The sequence below is a fragment of the Streptomyces hygroscopicus subsp. hygroscopicus genome, assembly GCF_030269125.1.
Classification (GTDB): Bacteria; Actinomycetota; Actinomycetes; order Streptomycetales; family Streptomycetaceae; genus Streptomyces; species Streptomyces hygroscopicus_C.
The window spans coordinates 302947-326409 of the sequence record NZ_BSSM01000003.1 but is presented as its reverse complement, the minus strand read 5'-3'; the positions used below and the strand labels follow the sequence as shown (position 1 = coordinate 326409).

Sequence of the window (23463 nt, the reverse complement as noted above, 5' to 3'; positions counted from 1 at the left end):
CGAACCGGTGGACAGCCGGTTCCGCCGGCACCGGCGTCCGTCCCCGGCCCCGTAGGAACCGCGCAGCGCTATGGGCGTCGGCCGGAGCGCAGGACATCGGCCAGCCCGTAGGCCGGGGCGAGCGCGGGGTGCGGTGCCGCGCCCGCCGCGTGGACGGAGGGCGGCGCGGGACGTCCGAGGGCACGGACCACCGCGCGGACCTGGGCGGCCGGGTACGTCGCCGCGTAGGCCCCGGCGCGGTCACCGGCGTAGGCACGGGCCAGGGCGTCGCCCACCGCTCGCGCATGGGCCTCGGCGAAGGCCGCCGCGTTCGCGTCCGTGCTGAGTTCCGCGTACCGGTGCCCGTAGGCGTCGGCCTCGGCCGGGGTGTGCCCGTGGGCGAGGGCGTAGGAACGCGCGTTGGCGTGCGCCTCGGCGTAGGCGGAGCGGTGGTCGTACGCCGCCCCGTACACGCGCAGCAGCACCGGAGGCAGGGCCGCCCGCCAGCTGTCGCAGGCCACCGGGGCGCGGATGGCCGCGCGGTGCAGGGAGGTCAGCGCGGCCACCGCGCCGGACCCGTCGTCCGGCCAGGCGGCGGCCAGCAACGGCAGGACGGTACCGGCCTGCCAGGCGTGCACCGCCCACAGCCCGGCCGCCGGCGGCCCGGCCCGCAGGGCGCCGTGCACCGCACGGGCCCAGCCGTCCGCGGCGGAGCCCGGCAGCTCCTCGTACAGGGCGGTCAGCAAGGGCCACACCCCGTCCGGTACGGAGGCGTCCGCCGGGGGTGTGGGGGCGGCGGTGGCCAGCGCGGTGCGGAAGGCCCCGGCCCCCGCGGTGTCGGTGCTCACGTGCGTCCTCGTCTCCTTCCCCACCGGTGCGGCGGGAGTCAGGCCCGCGGGCGGGTGCCCTCGATGGCCACGCGGTGGCCGTGCCGGGTGTGCGGGAAGTAGTCCCACACCGCGTGGTGCTGGACGCAGCGGTTGTCCCAGAACACCAGGGTGCGGGGCTCCCAGCGGACCCGGCACTGCAACAGCGGGGTGCGGGCGACGTGCGCGTACAGCAGGTCGAGCAGGGCGGCGCTCTCGGCGCGGGACAGCTGGGTGATGTGCGAGGTGTAGGGGGCGTTGACGAACAGCAGCCTGCGGCCGGTGTCGGGGTGCCGGACCACGACGGGGTGTTCGGTGCGCGGGACGTCGTACTCCGCGGGCGGGGTCAGGCCCGCCGCCGACCAGGGCAGCGCGCCGTCGTGCAGGGCGGTCAGACCGTCGAGGAAGGCGCGCAGGGCCGGGGAGAGCAGTTCGTAGGCCAGGTGCATGTTGGCGAACAGGGTGTCCCCGCCGCTGCCGCCCTCGGGGACCGTGGTGAGGTACAGCATGGAGCCCAGGGAGGGGGCCGCGTCGGCGGTGCCGTCGGCGTGCCAGCCGTCACCGGCGACCGTCCGGGACTCCTTGGTGGCCTTGATCTCCAGGATGTACGGATCGGAGCCCTCGGCCGGGAGCGCCACGGGGTGCAGTTCGCCGAAGAGGCCGGCGAACCGCTTGTGCTGCTCGGGGGTGAGGTCCTGGTCCCGGAAGACGAGCACGTGGTGGGCGAGGAACGCGTGCTTGACCTCCTTCTCCTCCTGCGGTGTCAGTTCCCGCGAGAGGTCCAGGCCGGACACCTCCGCGCCGAGCACCGGGGTGATCATCCGGACCGAGAGGGTCTCGTACGGCTCCGGCGGCCGGGTCGTGAGGCGCTCGACGGCCTCCAGTGCGTACTCCTCCACGTGGTTCCTCCTCAGGAATGGGGGTGCGAGGGCTGCGAAGGGCGGTGCCAGGGATGTCCGGGCCGGGTCATAGGCCGCGGTCGAGCAGGTCGGCGACCAGCAGGCGGCCGAAGGCGAGGTTGCCGTGGATGGGATCGTCGGCCTCGCAGAACGCGGGGCGCTGGAGCCCCGAGCGGTCGGTGACCCGGGCCCGCAGGTCGACGACCTCCACACCGCGCTCGACGAGTTCGGCGCACAGGACGTGCTGGGCCGCGAAGAAGACCGCCGGGTCGGACATGGCGGGGACCCGCTGCGGAGGCATCAGGGCCAGCACGCGCAGGCCGAGCGCGACGGCGTGCTCGTAGAAGGCGAGAGCGCCGCGTGCCGTGGTCCGCACCAGGGCGGCGAACAGGTCGCCGCCCAGGAACCCGGGCGCGTGGGCACCATGGGCGTCGCGGTGGATTGCCCAGTTCTCCCGGGTGGCGACGGTGTGCGCGCTCAAGCCGAAGGTGCACACCAGCGGCACCGGCGACCGGCCCAGCGAGGGTGCGCCCAGCGCTTCGAGGAACCGGCGGTACAGGCGCTGGGCCTCGGCGTCGCGGAAGACGACGTCGGCGCCCTCCGGGTCGAAGAAGGGCCCGAGGAAGTCGCGCCCGGAGCCCACCGGACCACCCTGGAAGGACAGCCCGGCGGCTTCGGCGGCCCGCCCGACGCACGCCGCGTGCGAGTCACCGAGGAGCAGGAACCGGGCCGGGGGTGTGACCGGGGCGGTGGCCGGGGCTGTAGTAGTCGAGTACGGCGTCGTCACACCAGGGGTCCTCTCCGCCGGAGCCGGGGGTGGGGGTGGGGTTCGGGTCGGTGACGTGCTCGGCGTGGTCGGGCCGACCACGCAGCGCGTCGAGGAAGTGCCGCATCACGAAGGCCACGCCGTCGGCGCTGACAGTGCGCAGGTTGGGCTCGTAGAACGCCGCCCGGTACGGGAAGCCGGTGACGATCTCGTAGGAGGGGAAGTAGTCGACGTACTCCAGCTCGGCGGCCAGCTGCCCCGCCGCCGCCCGCAGGACGGACTTGGAGTGGGTCGTGGCCACGAGGGCGTGCGCGCCGGTGGCGGTCGCCGTCAGCGGCACCGGCGAGACCGTGAGAACGGCCCGCAGCCGGGAGTTGGCCTCCCGGGCCAGGGCGAGGGCCGCCGTCAGATCGCGCTGCACCTCTGCGACCGTGTGGTTGCGCAGGCGGTGGCGGTCCGGGTCGAAGGAGCCCTGGACCGTCCCCGGGCACATCGGCAGCACGGTGCCGTCCGTCGCGTCGTGCCAGGCCTCGGTCAGCCCGAGCGTGAAGACCAGCACGTCGGCCGCGGCCAGGGCGCGGCGGATCGCGTCGAGGGTGACCTCCCGGGAGGCGAGCGCCTCCCCGGGCGAGGAGAAGCCGTCCGGTTCGACGGCGGGGCGGTACGGGTCGTGGAAGCGACCGTCCGCATCCCGCCAGACCTCGGCGGGTGGCGTCTGCCGCCCGAGCGCCCAGGCGAACCACTGGTGCAGCCCCGCCGCGGTGTAGATGTTGCCGGTGCGGAAGGAGAAGCGGCGGTAGCCGCGGGCCCGCCGGGCCTCCTCGGTCAGTCCGGGCGGCGGGGGCTCGGCGTCGTACCAGTGCATGCCCTCCCGCAGCAGGGCGGGCCCGATGTGCCCCGCGAAGCAGGAGCCGGCGGTGATGACCGGGTCGTCCTGCCCGATGGGGGACTTCGGCGTCCAGAGGTCCTGGATGTCCGCCGCCCGCCGCTCGGCGACCGCGGTGCGCCAGAAGGAGCGGTCGGGGAGGCGCGCGTAAGGGTGTGGCATCAGGGGCTCCTCCTGGTGGTCTGGTTGTCCGCCGGACGGGTGGCCGATCCGCTAGTCCGGGCGGGAACGGGCGGGTGGGACGCCTCCCGGGTACCGGGCGGGCCGAGGTCCGCGCCGATGAGGGACGCGATCTCGGCCGCTCGGGGCGGGCCGACCAGCCCGTAGTGGTCGGTGTCGACGCGCAGGACGCGGGCGGACGGCGGCAGGTGGTCACGCCAGCGCGCCGCCGTGGCGGGCTCCGGGGCGAGGGCGTGCGCGTCCGGCACGGGCCGCCCGGCCAGCCACAGGGCGGCCGGTGTACGGGTCAGCCGCGGCGGCCGGTGCCCGGCCATGGCCGTCAGGTTGGCCCGGCAGCAGCGGGCGAGGCGCTCCGCGTAACCGCGACCCCGCTCGGTCGGCGGTCCCGCGTTGCCGGCCAGTTCGCGCGCGAAGACGGCGTTCAGCTCCCGCTCGTCGTGGACGGCCGGCCGCCGTCCGGCGTCGGGCGGCGGCGGGTCCAGCAGGTAGAGGCCGGGCACCGGGTCGCCGTCCGCCTCGGCGAGGGCTGCCATCGACAGCGCCGTCCAGGCCCCGAAGGACCAGCCGACCAGGCGCAGCCGGTGAGCGGCCGGCGGGAACGCCGCCCGGACGGCCGCGAGATAGCGCGCGGCACGCTCGTCGATGGACCAGGCCGGCCGGCCCGGGTCGCGCAGCGCCGGGTCGGGGATCAGACAGACGGCCGGCCCCGGCGGCAGCGCCGACACCAGCGGACGGTACGCCTGGATGTCACCGCCGACGGGGTGGACCAGGCACAGCACGTCCGGGCCGGTGCCGCGCTGCCACACCTCGATGTCCACCGGCGACGCCGTGCCGCCGGGTACCGGGTGGGCCCGGGTGCGCAGGTGACCGGCGATCTCCGTGAGCGTGACGCGGTGACTGAGCCGGGACAGGTCGAGGTCGGCACCGAAGCGCCGTTTCACCTCGTCCAGGAGGTCGAGCAGGGTGAGCGAGTCGGCACCGAGGTCGTAGAGGGAGGCGTCGGGGTCGACGCCGGGGAGGCCGAGCAGATGGGCGGTGGTGACGGTGAGCTGGCGCAGGGGATCGGGCGGCGGGGGCGCGGTCGTGGTGTCCGGCGTGGTGCGGCCGGTCGGGGCGGGGGCGGCCGGTGGCCGTGCCGTGACCGGTGCGGATGCCCTGACGCCGACGGGTGCCGTGACCGGTGCCGGTTCCGGTGCCGTGGCCGGGGCCGGGGCGGGTGCCCGGGGTGCCGCTGCCGGCGGTGCCCCGGCCGGTATCCGCTCGTAGAAGACGCGGGCCTCGGACAACGGCGTGGTGTTCACCATCAGGTGCGGCAGCCCCAGCTCCAGCGCCTGCCCGAAGACGGCCGCGCCCTCCTCCGGGGTGAGGGCGACGGCGAGGTGGTGCTCGTGCCGGTCGTCCGCCGCCCTCACGTCCCACGCCATACCGGCCTCCCGCCAGGCGTCCCAGCCGATCGACATCCGGGTGGTGCGGTCGGCGCCGGTGCCGGGCGCGTAGTGGGCGAAGGCGTCCAGGAGGCCGTTCGCCGCCGCGTAGTCGAAGAGACCGACGCCACCGAACCGGGCCGACATGGACGAGCAGTAGACGGCGTGGTCGGGGCGGTACACGGCGATCAGGCGCTCGGTGAGCAGGGCGGCGCCCAGCTTCGCCGCCGTACTCCGGCGGGCGCTCGCCCGGTCGCGGCGCACGAGCAGTCCGCCCGCGGCGACGCCCACGGCGTGCACGATGCCGACGAGTCCGTCGAGATGGGGTGCGAGCCGGTCGGCGACCGGCTCGGGCGCCTCGTCGGCGAGGTCCGCCCGCACCAGGGTGACCCGGTCGGCCCACGGCGCCAGCACCGCGGGCGGGTCGGGCCGGCGCCCGACCAGGACCACCCGGTTGCCGGACGACTGCCGCAGCAGGTCGGCGGCGATGGTGCCGCCGATGCCCCCGGTGCCGCCCAGGACGAGGTGGGTTCCGATGCGGCCGGAGCGAGGGCGGGAGTCCACGGCGAACGGCGCGTCGACCGTCTGCACGGTACGCCGCCACCAGTACCCGTCCCGCAGCGCGAGCACCGGCTCGGACCGCGCCGCGTCCCGGTCCCGCTCCTCGTCCGGCAGATCCGGCAGGTACGACGCCCAGTCGGCCGGTTCGGGGCTCGGCAGGTCGGCCCAGCGCAGGGAGAGGCCCAGTTCCTGGCGGGGGACCCGGACCGCCGCGGCGAGCAGCCCGGCCTCCGGACGGGCGACCTCGCCGGTCACCGGCTGTGCCCCGTACGACAGCAGCCACACACGCGGCCGGTCCGCGGCGGGTACGTCCGCCAGCGCCCGGCACAGGGCCGCCACCGTGTCCAGGCACGCCCACCGGGCGGTCTCCAGGGAGCGCGGACCGACCTCACCGCGGACCGCCGAGGGCAGCGCGTGCAGCCAGTCCACGCCGGCCGTCCCGGCTGCCGCGCTCACCTCGGCGAGCACGGCGGCGAGCTGGGCGGGATCAGCCGGGTCGGCCTCGTAGCCGGTGCCGTCCCGGCGGACGAAGGTGTCACCGGCCCGCACCAGCACCACCCGCGCGTAGTACCGCTCCAGCCCCCGCCAGCCCTCGGACCCGGTTTCGCACGGTACGACGACCACGGCGGTACGGCCCGACGCGGCCCCCCCACCCGAGCGCACCCCGGCCCTGCGCAGCCGCACCCACAGCGGCTGGTGCAACCAGCGGTCGGCGGGGAGCCGGGCGGGCCACCCGGTGCCGCCGGCGGCGACCGGAGCGGCACCGCACCCCGCGGCGTCGTGGCCGGTGCCCCGAGCGCTCTCCGGACCGGTGTCCCGCGCCCGCTCATGGCCGACGCCACCGGTCCCGTCCCCGCCCGGTGTCGCGGCCCGGCGCGGGAAGTCGTACTCGGCCAGGTCGAAGGCCGGCGGGGGGAAGTTCCACGGTGCCGGTGCCGGGCCCGGGGGCCAGGCGATGGTGCGGCCCGTCGTCCAGGCGTCGGCCAGTTCCCGTGGGTCGTGCTGCTCGGCGACGACGTGGACGTCGGACGTCGGCGGACGGGTGGGCGTGAGCGAGCGCAGCCAGGACACGGCCGACTCCACGTCGGGGCAGACCGCGGCGGCCCGGTGCGCGAGGACGGGGCGGCCCGCCTGGAGGTGGCGCAGTACCCGGGGATAGTGCTCGGGGTGTGCGGCCAGGTGGTCGGCGATACGGCGGCCGTCCGCGCGCAGCGCCTCCGGGCTGCCGGCGGAGAGCGGCAGACAGGGCACCACGGGAACCCCGGCGTCCGCGCCGCTCTTCCCGTCCGGTGCCTCCAGCAGCACGTGCGCGTTGGTCCCGCCGATCCCGAAGCTGCTCACCGCGGCCACGCGCGGACCCGGTACCGGCCAGGGCTCCGCTTCGGTGGGCACGCGGAACGGGCCACCCTCCAGTTCGGGGTTGAGCCGGTCGAAGTCCACGGTGGGCGGGACGATCCCGTGGTGCGCGGCGAGCACGGCGCGGACCAGTCCGACCACCCCGGCCGCGGCACCGAGGTGCCCGATCTGGCTCTTGACCGAGGACAGTGCGAGCCGCGCCCCGTCCTCCAGTCCGTACGCCTGGCGCAGGGCGGTGGCCTCCACCGGGTCCCCCAGCCGGGTGCCGGTGCCGTGCGCCTCCACATAGCCGAGGTCGCCGCCGCCGCGCCCACCGCGTCGCAGGGCCGTCTCGATCGCGTCGCGCTGGCCCGGCACCGACGGGGCGCTGTACCCCAGCTTGCGGGCGCCGTCGTTGTTGACGGCCGAGCCGGTGACGACGGCGTAGACGGTGTCGCCGTCACGGCGTGCCAGGGCGAGCGGTTTGAGGACGACGACGCCCACTCCGCTGCCGCCGACGGTGCCGGCGGCGTCCGCGCTGAAGGGCCGGCAGTGTCCGTCCGGGGAGAAGATGTGCTGCGGCCGGTAGGTGTAGCCGTCGGTCAGGTCCGGGTCCACGAGGACACCGCCGGCGAGCATCACGTCCGCGTCGCCCTGCCGCAGCAGCCCGGCGGCGACGTGCACGGCGACGAGCGAGCTGGAGCAGGCCGACTGCACGCTGAAGGCGGGGCCGGTCAGGCCCAGATGGTAGGCGGCCTTGCTGGCCAGGAAGTCCTTCTCGTGGTGCAGGGCCAGCCGGAAGGAGTCGGGCAGGGCCGCCGGATCGGCCTCGTGGAGCATGCGCCGGCCGTAGGTGTCCTCGCCGCAGGAGGCGACGATGCCCACGCGCCGCGCCGTGGGATCGGCGAGTCCGGCGTGCGCGAGCGCCTCCACGCAGCTCATCAGGAGGTGCCGTTGCTGCGGATCCATCAGCCGGGCCTCGGCCGGGCTGATGCCGAACCGCGCCGGATCGAAGGACAGCGGCCCTTCCAGCTGGCTGCGGGCGCCGACCCGGCCGCCGGAAGCGGGGAAGTGCTCGATGCCGCGTCCGCCCGAGACCACCAGGTCCCAGAAGGCGGCCAGGTCGGGGGCGCCGGGAAGCCGTACGGCCATGCCGATGACGGCGACGGGCTCCGGACGGCCGGGGGTGTCCGCGCGCGCCTGACCGTCGTAGGCGGCGGGAACGACCGCTGCTCCGGCCGTCCGCCGCGTCGTGGACGGCGGTGTCGCGGGCCCCCTGCGGGACTCGACGGCGCGGGCCAGCTCCCTGATCGTGACGTGCTCGAAGAGGTCGGGCACGTCGAAGGGGAGGTCGCCCTCGCCCGCGCAGCGCAGGTGGAAGCGCATCAGGTCCAGGCTGGTGGCACCGGCGTCGAAGAACCGCTGCCGGGTGTCGACCGTCTTGCCGGTGGCGTCCGCGAACAGGACGGAGAGCCGTTCCTCCAGCGCGGCCGGTGGCGTCTCCTGGACGCCCCCGCTCCGGGGCGCCAGGTCGTGGCCGGGAGCACCGGGGGCCGCCCGGCGGTCCAGTTTCCCGCTCGGGGTGCGCGGCAGCGCGGTGAGCCGCCGGAACCGGGCCACGCGCGCGTGGGCGGGCAGCCGTTCGGCCAGGTGGCGGCTCAGGTCCGCGGGGTCGGGGTCGTCGTCCCGGCACTGGAGGCAGGCCACCAGGACTCCGTCCACGAGGGACACCACCGCGTTGGTGATGCCGGGGTACTCCAGCAGCGCCGCCTCCACCTGGCCCGGTTCCAGCCGGTGGCCGCTCAGTTTGACCTGGGCGTCCTCGCGGCCGGCGTAGTGCAGCAGGCCCTGCGCGTCGAAGCGGGCCAGGTCACCGCTGCGGTAGAAGGTGCCGGCCTCGGGGTCGTCGGTGAAGCGAAGGCGATTGAGGTCGGTGTCGCCGAGGTAGCACCGCCCGGCCATGAGTCCGCCGAGCAGCAGGTGTCCGGTGGCGCCGGGCGGGACCGGATGGCCGCCCTCGTCCACCACTCGCAGCACGGCACCCGCGACCGGCCGGCCGATGGCCGGACGCAGCGGCCAGGCGGCCGGGTCGCCCTCCAGGCACAGACCGCTGACGACATGGGTCTCGGTGGGGCCGTAGTGGTTGAACAGACGGGCTCCGGGCAGGCCGGCGAACCAGCCGCGGATGGCGTCGGTGCACACCAACTGCTCGCCGGCGGTGATCACTTCGCGCAGCCGCGAGGGGTGCCGCCCCGTGCGCACGCCGTGCTCGGCGAGCAGTTGGAGCGCCACGTACGGCAGGAAGATCCGCTCCGCGCCCCCGGCCTCCAGCTGCTCCAGCAGGGCGGGCATGTCCCGCCGCCACGCGGGGTCCACGAGGCGGAGGAGGCCGCCCGCGCACAGGGTGGTGAAGATCTCCTGGAAGGAGACGTCGAAGGACAGCATCGAGAACTGCTGGGTGACGGCCGGGCGGGACAGGCCACCGGCGCCGCGCTGCCAGTGCAGCAGGTTGCACAGGGTCCGGTCGTACACCTGGACACCCTTGGGCGTGCCGGTGGAACCCGAGGTGAACAGCGTGTACAGCGGCCGACGGCCCGCGTGCGCCGGTGTGGCCGCGCCGGCCGGCGGCGCGGGGGTGCCGGCCAGCACGACGGCGTGGCGTGCCAGGTGGGGCGGTGCGACCGGATCGGGGTCCGCGACGCGCTCGGGTGGGACGAGGACGCACACCGGGTCGACCTGATCGAGGACGTGCCGCAGCAGGGAGCGCGGATAGGCGGGGTCGAGCGGTACGACGGTGAGGTTGAGTCGGGCGGCGGCCAAGAGCGCCACCACGTGTTCCGGCGAGGGCGGCAGGTGGAGGGCGACGGCGGCCGGTGCCCCGGGGTCGTCGGGGAGGTCGTGGCGGGCGGCCAGGTCGGCGGCCAGGGCCGCCGCGTGCGCGTCGAGTTGGGCGTACGTCAGCGTGGTGCCGCCGGCGGCGACGGCCGGGGCGTCGGGGGTGCGCCTGACCTGCTCGGCGAAGCCCTCGGCGACGGTGGTGAAGCCGGCGGCGGGCTCGGGGCCCCGGCCGGTCTCGGGCAGGCCACGCCGATAGGACGCGACCAGCTCGTGCAGGGTGGTGTCCGCGCCGTCGGCGAGCAGGTCGACCGCCTCGCGGAAGAGCCGGGCCGCCGCTTCGGCCCGTTCGGCGCCGATGTCGTCGCGGTACTCCCACAGGCAGTCGAACCCGGCCTCGTCCTCCACCACCGACAGGGTCAGCGCGCACTTGGCGCCCAGCGGCCCCGGCCACAGCGGCCGCACCTGGCAGCCCGGCACCCGGAAGGCGTCGAACTCGGTGTTCTCCAGCACGAACAGGAAGTCGAACAGGGGCCTGCGCCCGGCGAACGCCTGGTCGGCCAGTACGTCGGCGAGGGCGACGTCCTGCCCGTCCAGCACCGCGCGCACCGACGCGGCGTGCCGGTGCAGCTGGTCGCCGAGCGGGGTGTGCGGCTCCAGGTGCGACGGCACGAGCACGGTGTTGGCGAACATGCCGACGCACGCCTCGAACTCCGGCCGGTGCCGGCCTGCCACGGGCGCGGCGATCAGCGGGCGGGACTGGCCGGTCACTCCGTACAGTGCCCAGGCGAAGGCGGGCAGCAGCAGCTCGAACCTGGTCATGCCGCGCTCCGCGGCCACCCGGTCCAGTGCGGCCCGGCGTCCGGTGTCCAGGGTCGTGCGCAGCAGCCGGGCGGCGGGGCGTTCGCCCAGCCCGGCGGTGTCCAGGGCCGGTGACGGGTCCTCGTGGCCGCGGTGGTGCTCGCGCAGGCGGGAGCGGCGGTGTCCGTAGGCGGGGCTCGCGTGCCAGGCCCGCTGCCAGTGCGCGAACTCCAGCGGGGTCACGGCGGCCGGAGCCGGCCGCTCCGCCCCGCCGGCGCAGGCGGCCGTGAGATCGCGGAAGAGGATGTTCAACGACCAGCCGTCCACGGCGATGTGGTGCAGATGCAGCAACAGGACGCCGCCGTCGTCCCCGGGCAGCCAGGCGGCCCGCAGCATCCGGCGGTCGCGCAGGTCGAAACGGCGGGCGAAGAAGCGGTCGGCGGTGTCCCGCCAGGACTCCCCGAGCCGGGCTTCGAACGGCTCCCGGGGATCGGACTCCCAGGGATCGTAGGGCGCGTCGACGTGCTGCCGCAGTCCCCGGGCGGTGGGCGCCAGCCGGGTGCGCAGCGCCGGGTGCCGCTGTACCAGCGCACGGACGGCGGCGCGCAGGGCATGGGTGTCGACCGGCCCGCGCACCTCGAAGGCGAGCGGCACGTCGTACGAGGCGTCCAGGGGATCGCGCTGGTGCAGCAGCCACAGCCGTTCCTGCTCGCTGGTGGCCGGTGCGGTGGGCTCGTCGGCGGGCGCGGGCACGGGCGGGTGGTCGCCGGCGGACGCGCCGGGGTCCCCCGCGGCGGCGGCGAGGGCGGCGAAGTCCCCGCGCAACACCAGTTCCTGCGGGATGTCGACGGCCAGGCGCCGCTGGATCTCGAAGCGCAGTCGCAGAGCCTTCAGCGAGTCGCCGCCGCTGGGTATCCAGCGGTCGTCCGGGCGCAGTCCGGTGACCCCGAGCACCTCCTCGGCGAGATCCAGGAGGCGCCGCTGAGCGGCCGTCACGGGTACGGCGGCCCCGGCCCGCCCGCGCCAGGGCTCCCCGGCACCGGCCAGCAGGGCGGCCTGGTCCACCTTGCCGTTGGCGGTCCGGGGCAGCGCGTCCACGAGGTGGGTGTGGTGGGGGCGCATGTACGGGGGCAGGGCGGCGGTGAGATGCCGGTCGTACGCGTCGTAGGCGTCCTCGGCGAGGGCCTGCCCCGGCACCAGGAAGGCGAGGAGCTCGTTGCGGCCGTCCTCGTCGCGCCGGGTGCAGACGTACGCCTGGCGGATGGCGGGGTGGGCCAGGACGCGGCGTTCCACCTCGCCGGGTTCGATGCGGAACCCGCGCACCTTGACCTGCCGGTCGGCCCGGCCGACGTAGGTGATCCGGCCCTCGGTGTCCTGACGTACCAGGTCGCCGGTCCGGTACCAGCGCTTCTCGCCGCCGTCGGGGTCGGGCAGCCGTACGAAGCGCAGCGCGGTCTCTTCGGGGAGGTGGTGGTAACCCAGGGCCAACGCGGGTCCGGACAGCAGGAGTTCGGCGACCTCACCGGGTTCTGCCGGGCGCCCGTCGGCGGTGCGCACGGTGACGCCGGTGCCGGGCAGGGCGGTGCCCACGGGTATGAGGTCGCCGGTGAAGTCCCTCGGGATGGCGTGGCACAGGGCGAAGGTCGTCGCCTCGGTCGGCCCGTACACGTTGTGCAGGACGGCGCGGGAGCCGGGGTTGGCCTCGTACCAACGGCGGACCAGGCGGGCGTTGAGCTGTTCCCCGCCGATGAGCACCTGCCGGGCGTCGGCGAAACAGCCGGGCACCTTCTCCACGACGGCGTTGAACAGCGCGGTCGTGAGGAACAGGGTGTCCACGCGGCGGTCCCGCAACTCGGCGGCCAGCAGCCGGGGATCGTGCAGCGCGCGCTCACCGAGAACGACGCAGGTACCGCCGGTGAGCAACGGCGCCCACACCTCGAAACTGATCGCGTCGAACGCCGGGTTGGCCAGGCAGCCGTATCGCGCCCCGGCCCCGAGCCGGACGTATCCCGGCTCGGCCAGCCTTCGCACGCCCGCGTCGGTGACCTCGACACCTTTGGGACGCCCGGTGGTACCGGAGGTGTAGAAGAGGAAGGCGACGGGGGACGAGGGCGGGACCGGGACGTCGGCCGGTGGAGGGGTGTCCGTGGCCGGCTCGTCGTCGCCGACCAGCCGGGCCGCCTCCAGCGCGCGGACGCCGGTGGGCGGGGCGAGCGGGTGCCGGCCGTCGCCGTCGTACACGACGGCGACGGCCCGCGCGTCGGTGAGGATGTGCCGTCGCCGGTCCGGCGGGCTCAGCCGGTCGAGCGGGACGACGGTCGCACCGAGGCGGCGGATGCCGAGCATGACGCACACCAGCCGCCACGATCTGGGCAGGCACACGGCGACCGCGTCGCCGGGCCGTACCCCGGCCCCGCGCAGCCGGCCGGCGACCCGTCCGCTGACCCGTTCCAGCCCCGCGTAGTCGAGGACGAGACCGCCGTCCTCGACAGCGGGCAGGTCCGGCGTACGGCGGGCCTGGGCGAGCACGGCGTCGGCGAGGCAGGAGGGGGCCGGGGCGGCGGGGGCGCCGGGCGGCGCGGCAGCGGGTGCGGCGGGAGGCGCCCCGGCGCGGCCGTCGTCGGCGTGTCCGGACTCCGCCCGGCCGGGGCCGGTGGGCAGGTACTCGGTGCGGTCGGCGTCGGTGTTCATCGCGCCTCCCCGCCGGGATCGGCCACGGTGGCCGGACGAGGCGGAGCCGGTGGGCCGGACGGACGGGCGCCGTGGTGGTGGAGTTCCGCGATGAGGATGTCGGCGACGCGGCCCAGTTGCGGGGCTTCCAGCACCTCCCAGTGGTCGCAGTCCAGTGTCTCCACGCGGAGGCCGCCGGTGGCGCGCCGCTGCCAGAAGTCGCGGACCTCCGCGTGCTCCGGGGTGTCCGTGCCACCCGCGACGGCCTGGGCGAGGACCAGCCGGGCCGGGGAGGCGGCCGGGTCGTGGTCACGGGCGGTCAGGCGGTTGTGGTTGTAGATGCGGAAGTAACGCTCGATCTGGGCGTCGTCGATACCGGGGTACATCCCGTTGAACCTCACCAGCTTGTCGCGGAACTCGCCGAAGTCCACCGGGGTGATGCCGGCGCGGGCGGCAAGGTCGTCGGTGGCCTGCGTGTCGAGCAGGACGACGCTGACGTCATCGCGCCCGGCCCTGGCCAGCAGGCGTCCCATCGCGTGGGCGACGAGTCCGCCGTAGGACAGACCGGTCAGGACCAAGGGGCCGTCCCCCAGCGGTTCCAGTAGCCGCAGATACCTTTCCGCCATCGCCTCGACCGTCGGCAGCGCCTCCTCACCGGGATTCACGCCCGGTGACTGGATGCCGGACAGGGCGACGCTCCCGGGCAGGTGACGGGCGAGCGGCAGGTAGCAGAAGGCGGTGCCGCCGGCCGGGTGGACGCAGACCACCCGGGGCCCGGAGCCCGCCCGGAACTCGATGACGCTGCCCGTCTCCGGGACCGTGCCGTGCTCGCGCAGGCGTCCGCCGAGTGCCTCGATGGTGGGATGCAGCACGATCTCGGCGACCGGCAGCGGCCGACCGAATGCCTCGGTGACGGCGTGCGCCATCTTGATGGCCGACAGCGAGGTGCCGCCGATGTCGAAGAAGTCGTCGTCGATGCCGATGTCGGGGTGGAGCAGGATGTCCTGCCAGATCCGGTACAGGCGGTGTTCGACGCCGTCGCGCGGACTGGCCGTGTTCACCCGGCCCGCGCCGTGCTCGCCGGCCAGGCGCAGCAGGGCCGGACGGTCGAGTTTGCCGCTGCGGTTCAGCGGGAGGGCGGGCAGGTCGAGGAAGACGGCCGGGATCATGTGGTCCGGCAGCCGCCGGGACAGGGCCGTGCGCCACTCGTGCGCGGTGCGGGCAGCGGTGGCGCCCCTGCCTATCCCCGCGACCAGCCGGGGCTGTCCGGCCGGGTCGCGGTCGGTGAGGACCACGGCCTCGCGGACACCGGGAAGGGCGGTGAGCGCCGCCTCCACCTCACCCGGCTCGATCCGGAACCCGCGCAGCTTGATCTGGTCGTCCGCGCGTCCCGCGTAGTGGGCGTTGCCGTCTGGGAGCCGACGGGCGAGGTCTCCGGTGCGGTAGACGCGTTCGCCGGGGACGAACGGGTCCGGAAGGAAACGTTCCTTCGTGAGGTCGGGGCGGTTGATGTATCCCCGGGCGAGGCAGGCGCCGCCCAGGTAGACCTCGCCGACCACGCCGGGCGGCACGGGCCGCATGCGGGCGTCGAGCACGTACAGGCGGCTGCCGGCCAGCGGCCGTCCGATCGGGCAGGGCCGGTCCAGCGGTCGGGGGCCGTAGTAGGCGGTGCTGTACAGCGTGGCCTCGGTCGGCCCGTAGCCGAAGCAGACCCGCAGGTCCGGCAGGTACCGGGTCAGCCGGTGCAGGGCCGCCTCCGGGATCGGCTCGACACCGGTCAGCAGCGTGCGCAGCCGCAGTCCGCGCAGCCGCCCGGCCGGATCCTCGTCGATCCACTTCACGTACGCCGGCGGCAGGAACGCCTGCGCGATGCGGTGCTCGCGCATCCACCCCAGCAACTTCCCCGGGTCACCGCGCAGTTCCTCGGGGACGATGTGGAGCACGCCCCCGGTGGTGAGCGGTAGCAGCAGTTCGTGGACCGAGGCGTCGAAACCGATGCTGGACCAGGCGGAACCGGCCTCACCGGGCACGGTGCCCATGCGGGCGTGCCAGTTGGCGAAGAGACCGAGCACGCTGCGGTGTTCGACCGCCACGCCCTTGGGCCGCCCGGTGGAGCCGGACGTGAAGATGACGTAGGCAAGGCGGTCGGGCGTGTGGCCGACCCCGGGCGGCGGGTGCTCCCCGGTCGCGGCCTCCGCCTCCGTCGCGGCCAGGTCCAGCCACCGCTGCGGGCGCTCTCCGGCTCGCCGGTCGCTCAGCACGACCCGGCAGTCGGCGTCCTCGGTCATACCGGCCAGCCGCTCGCGGGGCTGCCCGGGATCGAGCGGCAGCCAGGCGGCACCCGCTTTCAGGATCCCGAGGATGCCCACGACCAGTTCCACGGACCGGGTGGCATGCAGCCCCACCACGTCACCGGGGCGGACGGAGCGGGCGACGAGGGCATGCGCGAGCCGGTTGGCACGGTGGTCGAGCGCCGCGTACGTCAGCGTCTCGCCGCCCGGCGCGACGACTGCCGGCTCCTCGGTACGGGCGCGGACCTGTGCCTCGAAGAGGGGGACGAGGCCGGGGGCGGAGAGAAAGGGGTTGGGGACGGGGAGAGGGGAGGCGGGGACGCCGGACGCGCCGGGCGCGGCGGAGGCCGTCGGTCCTCCGGGTCCGCGCGGTGCCGGTACGGCCGGCCCGTGGTCGCCCGGTGCCAGGACCGCCGCCCCTCCGCCCGCCCGGAGGGCCCCCGTCGCGTCCCAGTCGGCCGACAGTGCCCGCCACTCTTCCGCGTCCATCAGTTCCAGCGCCGCGATGTCACGGTCGGGATGGCGGGCCATGTCGGCGAGCAGGCGGCGCAGGTGGTCCGCCCAGCGCCGGGCGGTGGCGGCGTCGTAGAGGGCCGTCGCATAGTCCAGGTGGCCTACGATCCGGTCCCCGGACTCCGCCAGCGACAGCGCGAGGTCGAACTTCGCGGGGGCGTGCCGGATGGGCAGGGGCTCCGCCGTCACACCGGGCAGCCGCAGCAGGTTCCGCCGGTCGGGTGACCAGGCGACCATGGTCTGGAACAGGGGTGTGCGGGACGCGCTGCGGGGCGGGTTGACCAGTTCCACGACGCGTTCGAAGGGCAGGTCCTGGTGGGCCAGGGCGGCCCGCAGGACCGCGCGGGTCCGGGCGACGGCCTCGGCGGCGCTCGGGGAGCCGGACAGATCGATGCGCAGGGCCAGGGAGTTGACCAGGAAACCGATGAGACCGGCGGCCGCGGGGCCGCGCCGGTTGGCGACCGGGCTCCCGATAACGATGTCAGAGCACCCGGAGAGCCGGGAGAGGAGGATCGCCCAGCCGGTCAGAGCCGTCACGAAGAGGGTGGCGCCGTGCCGCCGGGCCAGCGTGCGCAGAGCCGCCGTGGTCTCCTCGTCGAGTGTGAATTCGGCCCGTCCGCCGTCGTAGCTCTGCTCCGGCGGGTGCGGGCGGTCCGTGGGCAGGTCCAGTGAGGCGGGTGCGTCCTTGAGGGCATCCTGCCAGTACGTCTCCTGCGCGCGCAGCGCCCCGCCGAGCACGGCGTCGAGCTGGGCCCTGACGTGATCGGCGTACTGGGCCGGCAGCGGGGGCAGCGGGTCGGCACCACCCTCCGCCAACGCCTCGTAGAGGAGACCCAGTTCGCGCATCATCACCTCCATCGACCGGCCGTCGTAGACGCTGTGGTGGAAGGTCAGCAGCAGGGCATGGCGCTCGGGGCCAAGGGTGATCAGCCGGCCGCGTCCGAGCGGACCGGCCGCCAGGTCGAAGGAGGTGCGGGCCTCCGCCTCCTGAAGAGCGAGGACGCCACTGATCGGGTCGGGCGAGCCGCTCAAGTCCTGCAAGGTGAGGGAGAAGCCGGAGCCGGGCGCGTCGATGTGCTGACGGACCTCCCCGTCCTCCGCCAGGAGCCGGGTGCGCAGCGTCTCGTGGCGCCGGGTCAGGGCGTCCAGCGAACGCGCCAGGACGTCACGGTCGAGGGGGCCGGCGAGTTCGAACGCCAGGGTCTCGTTGTACGCCACGTCCGCCCCGGGGAGTTGGGCGAGGAACCACAGACGCTGCTGGGCGTACGAGGCCGGATGGGAATCGGATGAAAGTGGGGGTGGGTTGTGCACCGATGAACCTGACCTTCCCGTGGAAAGGAAGTGAACGGCCCTTCCCACACGGGAAAGCCGCGCCTGAGTACCTGCGACCGCACAACTGCCGTGATCATCGATCACTGATTGATGCCATGTCAACAGTCATGTGTTTCCGGTTCACGCAGCGCTGATAACGCCTGTGAGTGCACCGGAACAGTGGCGCGAGAAGAAGAAACTCATGTCACTACCCCAGTCAGTGACCAACCATGCCGCCGCGGTGTCGACCGGCTCCGCACGCCTCCCGGCTGGTCGGACCGAGCACCGCTTCGGAGCGCTGCGTGACCCCGGGCGAGTGGGCACCGGTCCGTGACCGACTCTCCCCGGCGAGGTCGTTGGCCGCCCGACGAGCAGTCCCCATTCAGCGCGGATGACAAGGAACGGCGTCGTACGAGCAGGTTTCGGCATACGAGTGGCTGAGGGGTAACGCGGACCGTGCCGTCACGCCCCCGCGTCACCGGGCAGGCCGCTCCCCGGAGCCCCGCACGATCAGCCGTGTCGGGACCGTGACCGTGCGGGCGCGGGAGCGGTCGCCGTCGAGTCGGGCCAGGGCGGTGGTCGCCGCCGCTCTGCCGATCTCGTCGGCGTCCTGGGCGACGACGGTCAGGGCCGGCTCCAGGGCCTCGGCGAGCGGCACGTCGTCGAAAGCGACCACGGCGACGTCCTTCCGCTTGCCGCGGACGAGTTCGGTGATTATCCCGAGGGCGACGATGTTGTTGCCGGCGAACAGGGCGGTGGGGGGGTCGCCCAGGGCGAGGAGCTGGGCAGTCGCGGCCGCGGCTTCCTGCTGGTCGTGGGCGTTGGTGAGCAGGGCGCGGTCGTACGGGAGGCCGGCTTCCTGGAGGGCTTCGCGGTACCCGGCCAGGCGCTCCCGGCGCGTGTAGAGGTTGACCGGCAGGTCACCGACGAAGCCGATGCGCCGATGGCCGTGGGCGATCAGGTGAGCGACGCCCTCGCGGGAGCCCGCGCGGTTGGAGCTGACGACGCTGTCCGTGGACAGACCCGCTCCGGGACGGTCGATGAAGACCACGGGCAGTCCGGCGGCACGGTGCTTCCTGAGCGCGGAGTGGTCGGCACCCACGGACGGGACGACCATCAGGATGCTGACACGACGGGCGAGGAACTTGTCCGTGAGCGCGCGCTCGCGGTCGGGATCATCCGCGGAGGAACCCATCAGGAGGGTCAGACCACGGTCGCGGACGGTGTCCTCGATGCTGCGGGCCACGGCACCGAAGAAGGGGTTGCCGAGGTCGGGGATGACGAGGCCGATGGTGGTGTCGGGGCCGCCGACGCGGATGTTGCGCGCCATGAGGTTTGGCTGGAAGCCGAGTTTCGCCACGGCGGCGAGCACCTGTTCCCTGGTCCGGGCGGATGCGGGGCCGTCCTCGTTGAGGACGCGGGAGACCGTCTTGGCGCTGACACCCACTTCGCGTGCGACGTCGGCCAGCGTGGGGCGGCGGTTCGCTGCCATGGAGGAAGCCGTCTCCTGTGCTCTCCGGTTCCGGCCGCGGCCTCGGCCGGAACCCGTGAGTCTGGGTGCGTGTGGTCAGGTGGCCTGGACCCCTGCGGCTTTCGCCGCCTCGGAATCCGCGACGACAGTATCTCCTGTGTCGTCGACGGCGAGCGCGCCGGTCATGATGGCGACGACCTCCGCCATGGAGTAGTCGGACGGCTTGATCAGGGCGGCGCGCCGGCCGAGCCGGTGAACGTGGACGCGGTCGGCGATCTCGAAGACATGAGGCATGTTGTGGCTGATCAGGACGACCGGCATGCCCTTGTCGCGGACGCGGCGGATGAGGTCCAGGACCTGACCGGATTCCTTGACCCCGAGCGCGGCGGTGGGTTCGTCCATGACGACGACACTGCGGGCCCAGGCGACGGAACGCGCCACGGCGACGGCTTGCCGCTGTCCCCCGGAGAGCGTCTCCACCGCCTGCGTGAGCGAGCGCAGACCGATCTTCAGGTCGGCCATGTGCTCGGCGGCCTCCTGGCGCATGCGCTTCTTGTCCAGCATGCGGAAGGCGCTGCCGAGGACGCCGGGGCGTCGCAGTTCGCGCCCGAGGAACATGTTGGAGGCGATGTCCATGGAGGCGGCGACGGCGAGGTCCTGGTAGACCGTTTCGATGCCGTGGGCGCGCGCGCTCTGCGGCCCGGAGAACTGGATGGGCTGTCCGTTCAGGCGTATCTCGCCCGCGTCGGGGACCACGGCGCCGGTGAGGGCCTTGATGAGGCTGGTCTTGCCGGCTCCGTTGTCGCCGATGACGGCGAGGACCTCGCCGGGCAGGAGGTCGAAGTCGGCACCGTCGATGGCGGTGACGTGGCCGTAGCGCTTGACCAGGCCACGGGCCTGCAGTACGGGAGTCGGCGGGATCGTGGCGGTCATCGGGCCTTCTTCCGGGAGATCTGGTCGACGGTCACCGCGAGGATCACCAGCACTCCGGTGATCAGGGTCTGGTAGATGGAGGCGACGCCCATGAGTTGCAGGCCGTTGCGGAACACGCCGACGATGAGGACGCCGATGAACGTGCCGAGCACCGAACCGCGTCCACCGAAGAGGCTGGTGCCGCCGAGGACCACCGCCGTGATGCTGTCGAGGTTGTCGGTCTGCCCCGCCTGCGGATCGCCCACTCCGGTACGGGAGATGAGCAGCAGGGCGGCGACCCCGTACAGGACGCCCGCGACGGTGTAGATGCCGATGGTGAGTCGGGAGGTGTGGATGCCGTTCAGGCGTGCCGCCTCCTGGCTGTTGCCGAGGGCGTACACGTGCCGTCCCCAGCCGGTGTTGCCGAGCGCGTGGGCGAGGAGGAGGAACAGGGCGATGGTGACCAGGGACCCGTAGGTGATGTCGGTGTGGCCGAGCGGGAAGGTCTGCCCGAGGGCGGTCAGCGGGCCCGGCAGACCGCTGATCGTCTGCTCCTTGGAGTAGATGTGGGTCAGCGCGAACGCCACGTTGAGCATGCCGAGGGTCACGATGAACGGCGGTAGCGGGATCTTCTGCACGAGCAGCCCGTTGAGCAGACCGAATCCGCCGCAGACCCCCAGGCCCAGAGCGATGGCGAGGAGCGGGGGCAGGGAACCCTCGGCGGCCGTCTTGGCGATGAGGATGCTGCCGAACGCCATCACGGCTCCGCACGACAGGTCGATGCCCGCGGTGAGGATGATCAGGGTCTGTCCGATGGCGAGGGTGCCGACGACCATGACCTGCTGAACGATCAGGGAGAAGTTCCCGCCCGTGAGGAACTGGTCCGAGGAGACGGAGAAGAAGGCGCAGGCGAGAAGGAGGGCGACGAGCGGGCCGGTGGTCGGCGCCGTGAGCAGTCTGCGGGCCGCGGTCGGCGCGGTGAGCCCGGCGTAGGGCGAGGATGCGCTCGGGGGTGTGGAGGTAGCGGTCATGCGAGGTCCTTGTCGGAAGACCGAAGTCCTTGTCGGAGGAGAAGCGGGGCGGCCGCCCGGCCGGGGACGAAGTGGTGGGCAGCCGCCCCGCCGGCGGATTCGTACGACGAGGGGGCGGACGGCGCGGCTCAGCCCCAGCAGTTCTCCAGCCCGTAGCCGGTGTCCTTGGAGGCGACGCCCGCCACGGCCTTGTCGGCGATGAGGGTGGCACCGGTGTCGGTGGAGCCGGACGCCTTCTTGCCGTCCTTGGCGTACGCCACGACGGCCTTGACGCCCTCGGCGGCCATCTTCAGCGGGTACTGCTGCGAAGTGGCCGCGATCTCGCCGTCCTTGACGGCCCGGGTGCCGGTGCAGCCGCCGTCGACGGAGACGATCAGGACGTCCTTCTCCCGGCCCTTTGCCTTGAGCGCGGTGTACGCGCCGAGCGCGGCCGGTTCGTTGATCGTGTAGACGACGTTGATGCCGGGTTCCTTCTGGAGGCAGTTCTCCATGGCGGTCTGGCCCTTGGCCTGGTCGCCGCCGGTGTCCTGGGCGCACACGACGTCCTTGTCGGTGGCGCCGAAGCCCTTGAGGAACCCGTTGTGCCGCTGGACGCCGACGGAGACGCCGGGCGCGAGGTCGAGCGTGGCGATCTTCGCCGTCCTGCCCTTCATGGCGGCCTTGGCGTACTCGCCGATCAGCTCGCCGGCCTTGACGTTGTCGGTGGCGAAGAGGGCGTCGACGGCGCTCTGCGGCTCGGTCGGGGTGTCGAGTGCGATGACCATGACGCCCTTGGCCTTGGCCTTCTCGATCGCCGGCACGATCGCCTTGGAGTCGCTCGGGGTGATCAGGATGCCCTTCACCCCGGCGGCGACCATGTTCTCGATCGCCGTGACCTGTCCGGCGTTGTCCCCGTCGAACTTGCCCGCAGCGGAGATGAGTTGGGCACCGTCCTGCTTGGCCGCCCGCTCCGCGCCCTCCTTCATCTTCACGAAGAACGGGTTGGTGTCGGTCTTGGTGATCAGCCCGATCTTCACGGTGCCCGAGCCGGAGGCCGCCGAACCAGCCCCGGAGCCGGATCCGCAGGCCGTCAGCGCGAGGGCCGCCAGCGACGTACAGATGGCGACTCCGAGCAGGGAAGAGGACGGACGAGGGGTGCGAGACATGAACGACTCCTGCGGGATTGCGGGCGAGCGGCGGCATCGGAACACGTGGTCCCGCAGTGTCATCGTTGACTTGTGTCATCGTTGACACTGCATGGCGAGGATGATGGACTCCGGCTCCGGGAAACGTCAATGCCTCGCGGCTGTCACAAATCGGCAAACTCCGGCGGGCGTTGGCTGCCGTGCCCAGTCCTGCAGCCGCACCGCAAGGCGGCCGGCGCGCCCGCACACCTGTACGTCCGGCAGAGGAGAGCAGCCCATGAACCCGCGTCAGATCACCGTCCTCGGAGAGTGCGTCGCCGACGCGTTCACCGAACCCGCGAGCGCCTCGAACGAACTGGCTCTGCGTGTACTGCCGGGTGGCGGACCCGCCAACACGGCGGTGTCCCTGGCCCGCCTCGGTACTCCGGCGCGCTTTCTCGCGCGCCTGTCCGGCGACGTGTTCGGCCGCCTGTTCCGCGCCCACCTGGAGGCGTCGGGGGTGGACCTCTCGGACGCCGTAGCGGCCGTGGAGCCCAGCACGTTGGCGGTGGCGGAGCTGGACGCCGGGGGACAGGCCGCGTTCTCCTTCCACGCACAGGACACCGCCGACTGGCAGTGGACGGCCGGTGAACTCGAACGGGTCGACCTGTCCGGCACCGCTTGTCTGCACACCGGTTCCCTGGCCCTGGTCCGCGAGCCCGGCGGGGTCGTGGTGGAGGAGTTCCTGGCGGCGGCCGCGCCTCGCACGACCATCAGCATCGATCCGAATGTCCGGCCGCTGCTGGTGCGTCCCGACGTCTACCGGGCGCGGCTGACGCGCTGGTGCCGCCTCGCCGATGTGCTCAGGCTCAGCGAGGACGACCTCGCGCTCCTGCTGCCGCGGGTGTCTCCCGAGCAGGCGTGCGACCTCTGGCACGCCGCCGGGGTGCGGCTCGTCGTGATCACACGCGGTGCCGACGGCGCCCTGGCCTCGCTCGACGGGGAACGGCTCCACGTACCCGCGCCGGTGACGCGGGTGGTCGACACGGTCGGGGCGGGAGACTCCTTCACCGCCGGCCTGCTGCACCACCTCGGCGCCCGCGGACTGCTCGGTGGCCGGCTGACCGAACTGCGGCCGGACGACGTGGTCGACGCCTGTGCCTTCGGCACCCGTGTGGCGGCCCTGACCTGCTCGGTTGCCGGTCCCAACCCGCCGTGGCGGGACCAGTTGGCGGGGTCCGAAGCCGTCGACACCGTCTGAGGGGCGGGCGGACCGTCGCGCCGGAACCGTTGACGAGTCGGCCGCCCTGCGCTCATCATCGGACTCTCGCTGTCATCGATGACACAAGTCGACGATGACATCTCCGGCCGGCCGTGGACGACGTGGCCGGCCAGGGCATCCCCCGCTGCTCGTCCGCGCCGGACAGGCAGCGCTCCGCCGCGCGGATCGCCGACACGGGAGACGCCATGCGTTCCGTACGCATACGCCGGCACGCCCGCACACGGACTGATCGCGGCGGTGGCGCCCGTCCGCACCCTTGCCGGGACCACGCTCGCTCCGCGGGCGAGAACGGCTCGGTGGGACGGGACCAGGCCACCGTCTGGCACCTCGACTCCTCCCGCGACTGA

The 23463-nt window shown here is 73.9% G+C and carries 11 protein-coding genes; 1 reads left to right on the top strand and 10 read right to left on the bottom strand.

The window, feature by feature from the left end; translation table 11 throughout:
* Positions 1 to 68: 68 nt before the first annotated feature.
* The 10 genes from QSK45_RS09565 to QSK45_RS09520 form a co-directional block, all read right to left on the bottom strand.
* Positions 69 to 827, bottom strand: a complete 759-nt coding sequence (locus tag QSK45_RS09565; protein WP_285555130.1) for a hypothetical protein — start codon at positions 825 to 827, stop codon at positions 69 to 71.
* A 38-nt stretch (positions 828 to 865) separates the two neighbouring features.
* A complete protein-coding gene (locus tag QSK45_RS09560; protein WP_285555128.1) occupies positions 866 to 1744 on the bottom strand; it encodes a TauD/TfdA dioxygenase family protein in 879 nt (292 codons plus the stop codon).
* A 67-nt stretch (positions 1745 to 1811) separates the two neighbouring features.
* The gene (locus QSK45_RS09555) at positions 1812 to 2531 is read right to left on the bottom strand and encodes a hypothetical protein (protein ID WP_285555126.1); all 720 of its coding nucleotides are present in this window, start codon (positions 2529 to 2531) and stop codon (positions 1812 to 1814) included.
* Complete coding sequence (locus tag QSK45_RS09550; RefSeq protein WP_285555124.1) at positions 2452 to 3558, bottom strand: GSCFA domain-containing protein; 1107 nt, start codon at positions 3556 to 3558, stop codon at positions 2452 to 2454. The genes QSK45_RS09555 and QSK45_RS09550 overlap by 80 nt, the downstream gene beginning before the upstream one ends.
* On the bottom strand, positions 3558 to 13223 hold the full coding sequence (locus QSK45_RS09545) for a non-ribosomal peptide synthetase (RefSeq protein WP_285555122.1): 9666 nt from the start codon (positions 13221 to 13223) through the stop codon (positions 3558 to 3560). Before QSK45_RS09545 ends, QSK45_RS09550 begins: the two co-directional genes overlap by 1 nt.
* Positions 13220 to 17317, bottom strand: a complete 4098-nt coding sequence (locus tag QSK45_RS09540; protein WP_285555121.1) for a non-ribosomal peptide synthetase — start codon at positions 17315 to 17317, stop codon at positions 13220 to 13222. The genes QSK45_RS09545 and QSK45_RS09540 overlap by 4 nt, the downstream gene beginning before the upstream one ends.
* 475 nt (positions 17318 to 17792) lie before the next feature.
* Entirely contained in the window at positions 17793 to 18809 is a 1017-nt protein-coding gene (locus tag QSK45_RS09535) for a LacI family DNA-binding transcriptional regulator (protein ID WP_285555120.1), read from the bottom strand.
* A gap of 75 nt (positions 18810 to 18884) precedes the next feature.
* Entirely contained in the window at positions 18885 to 19721 is an 837-nt protein-coding gene (locus QSK45_RS09530) for an ATP-binding cassette domain-containing protein (RefSeq protein WP_285555117.1), read from the bottom strand.
* The gene (locus tag QSK45_RS09525) at positions 19718 to 20731 is read right to left on the bottom strand and encodes an ABC transporter permease (RefSeq protein WP_285555115.1); all 1014 of its coding nucleotides are present in this window, start codon (positions 20729 to 20731) and stop codon (positions 19718 to 19720) included. The genes QSK45_RS09530 and QSK45_RS09525 overlap by 4 nt, the downstream gene beginning before the upstream one ends.
* 128 nt (positions 20732 to 20859) lie before the next feature.
* Positions 20860 to 21876 (bottom strand): sugar ABC transporter substrate-binding protein, encoded by a 1017-nt coding sequence (locus QSK45_RS09520; RefSeq protein WP_285555113.1) that lies wholly within the window; start codon positions 21874 to 21876, stop codon positions 20860 to 20862.
* A 256-nt stretch (positions 21877 to 22132) separates the two neighbouring features.
* Between QSK45_RS09520 and QSK45_RS09515 the strand changes: the two genes are divergently transcribed.
* The gene (locus QSK45_RS09515) at positions 22133 to 23095 is read left to right on the top strand and encodes a carbohydrate kinase family protein (RefSeq protein WP_285555112.1); all 963 of its coding nucleotides are present in this window, start codon (positions 22133 to 22135) and stop codon (positions 23093 to 23095) included.
* The last annotated feature ends 368 nt before the right edge of the window (positions 23096 to 23463 follow it).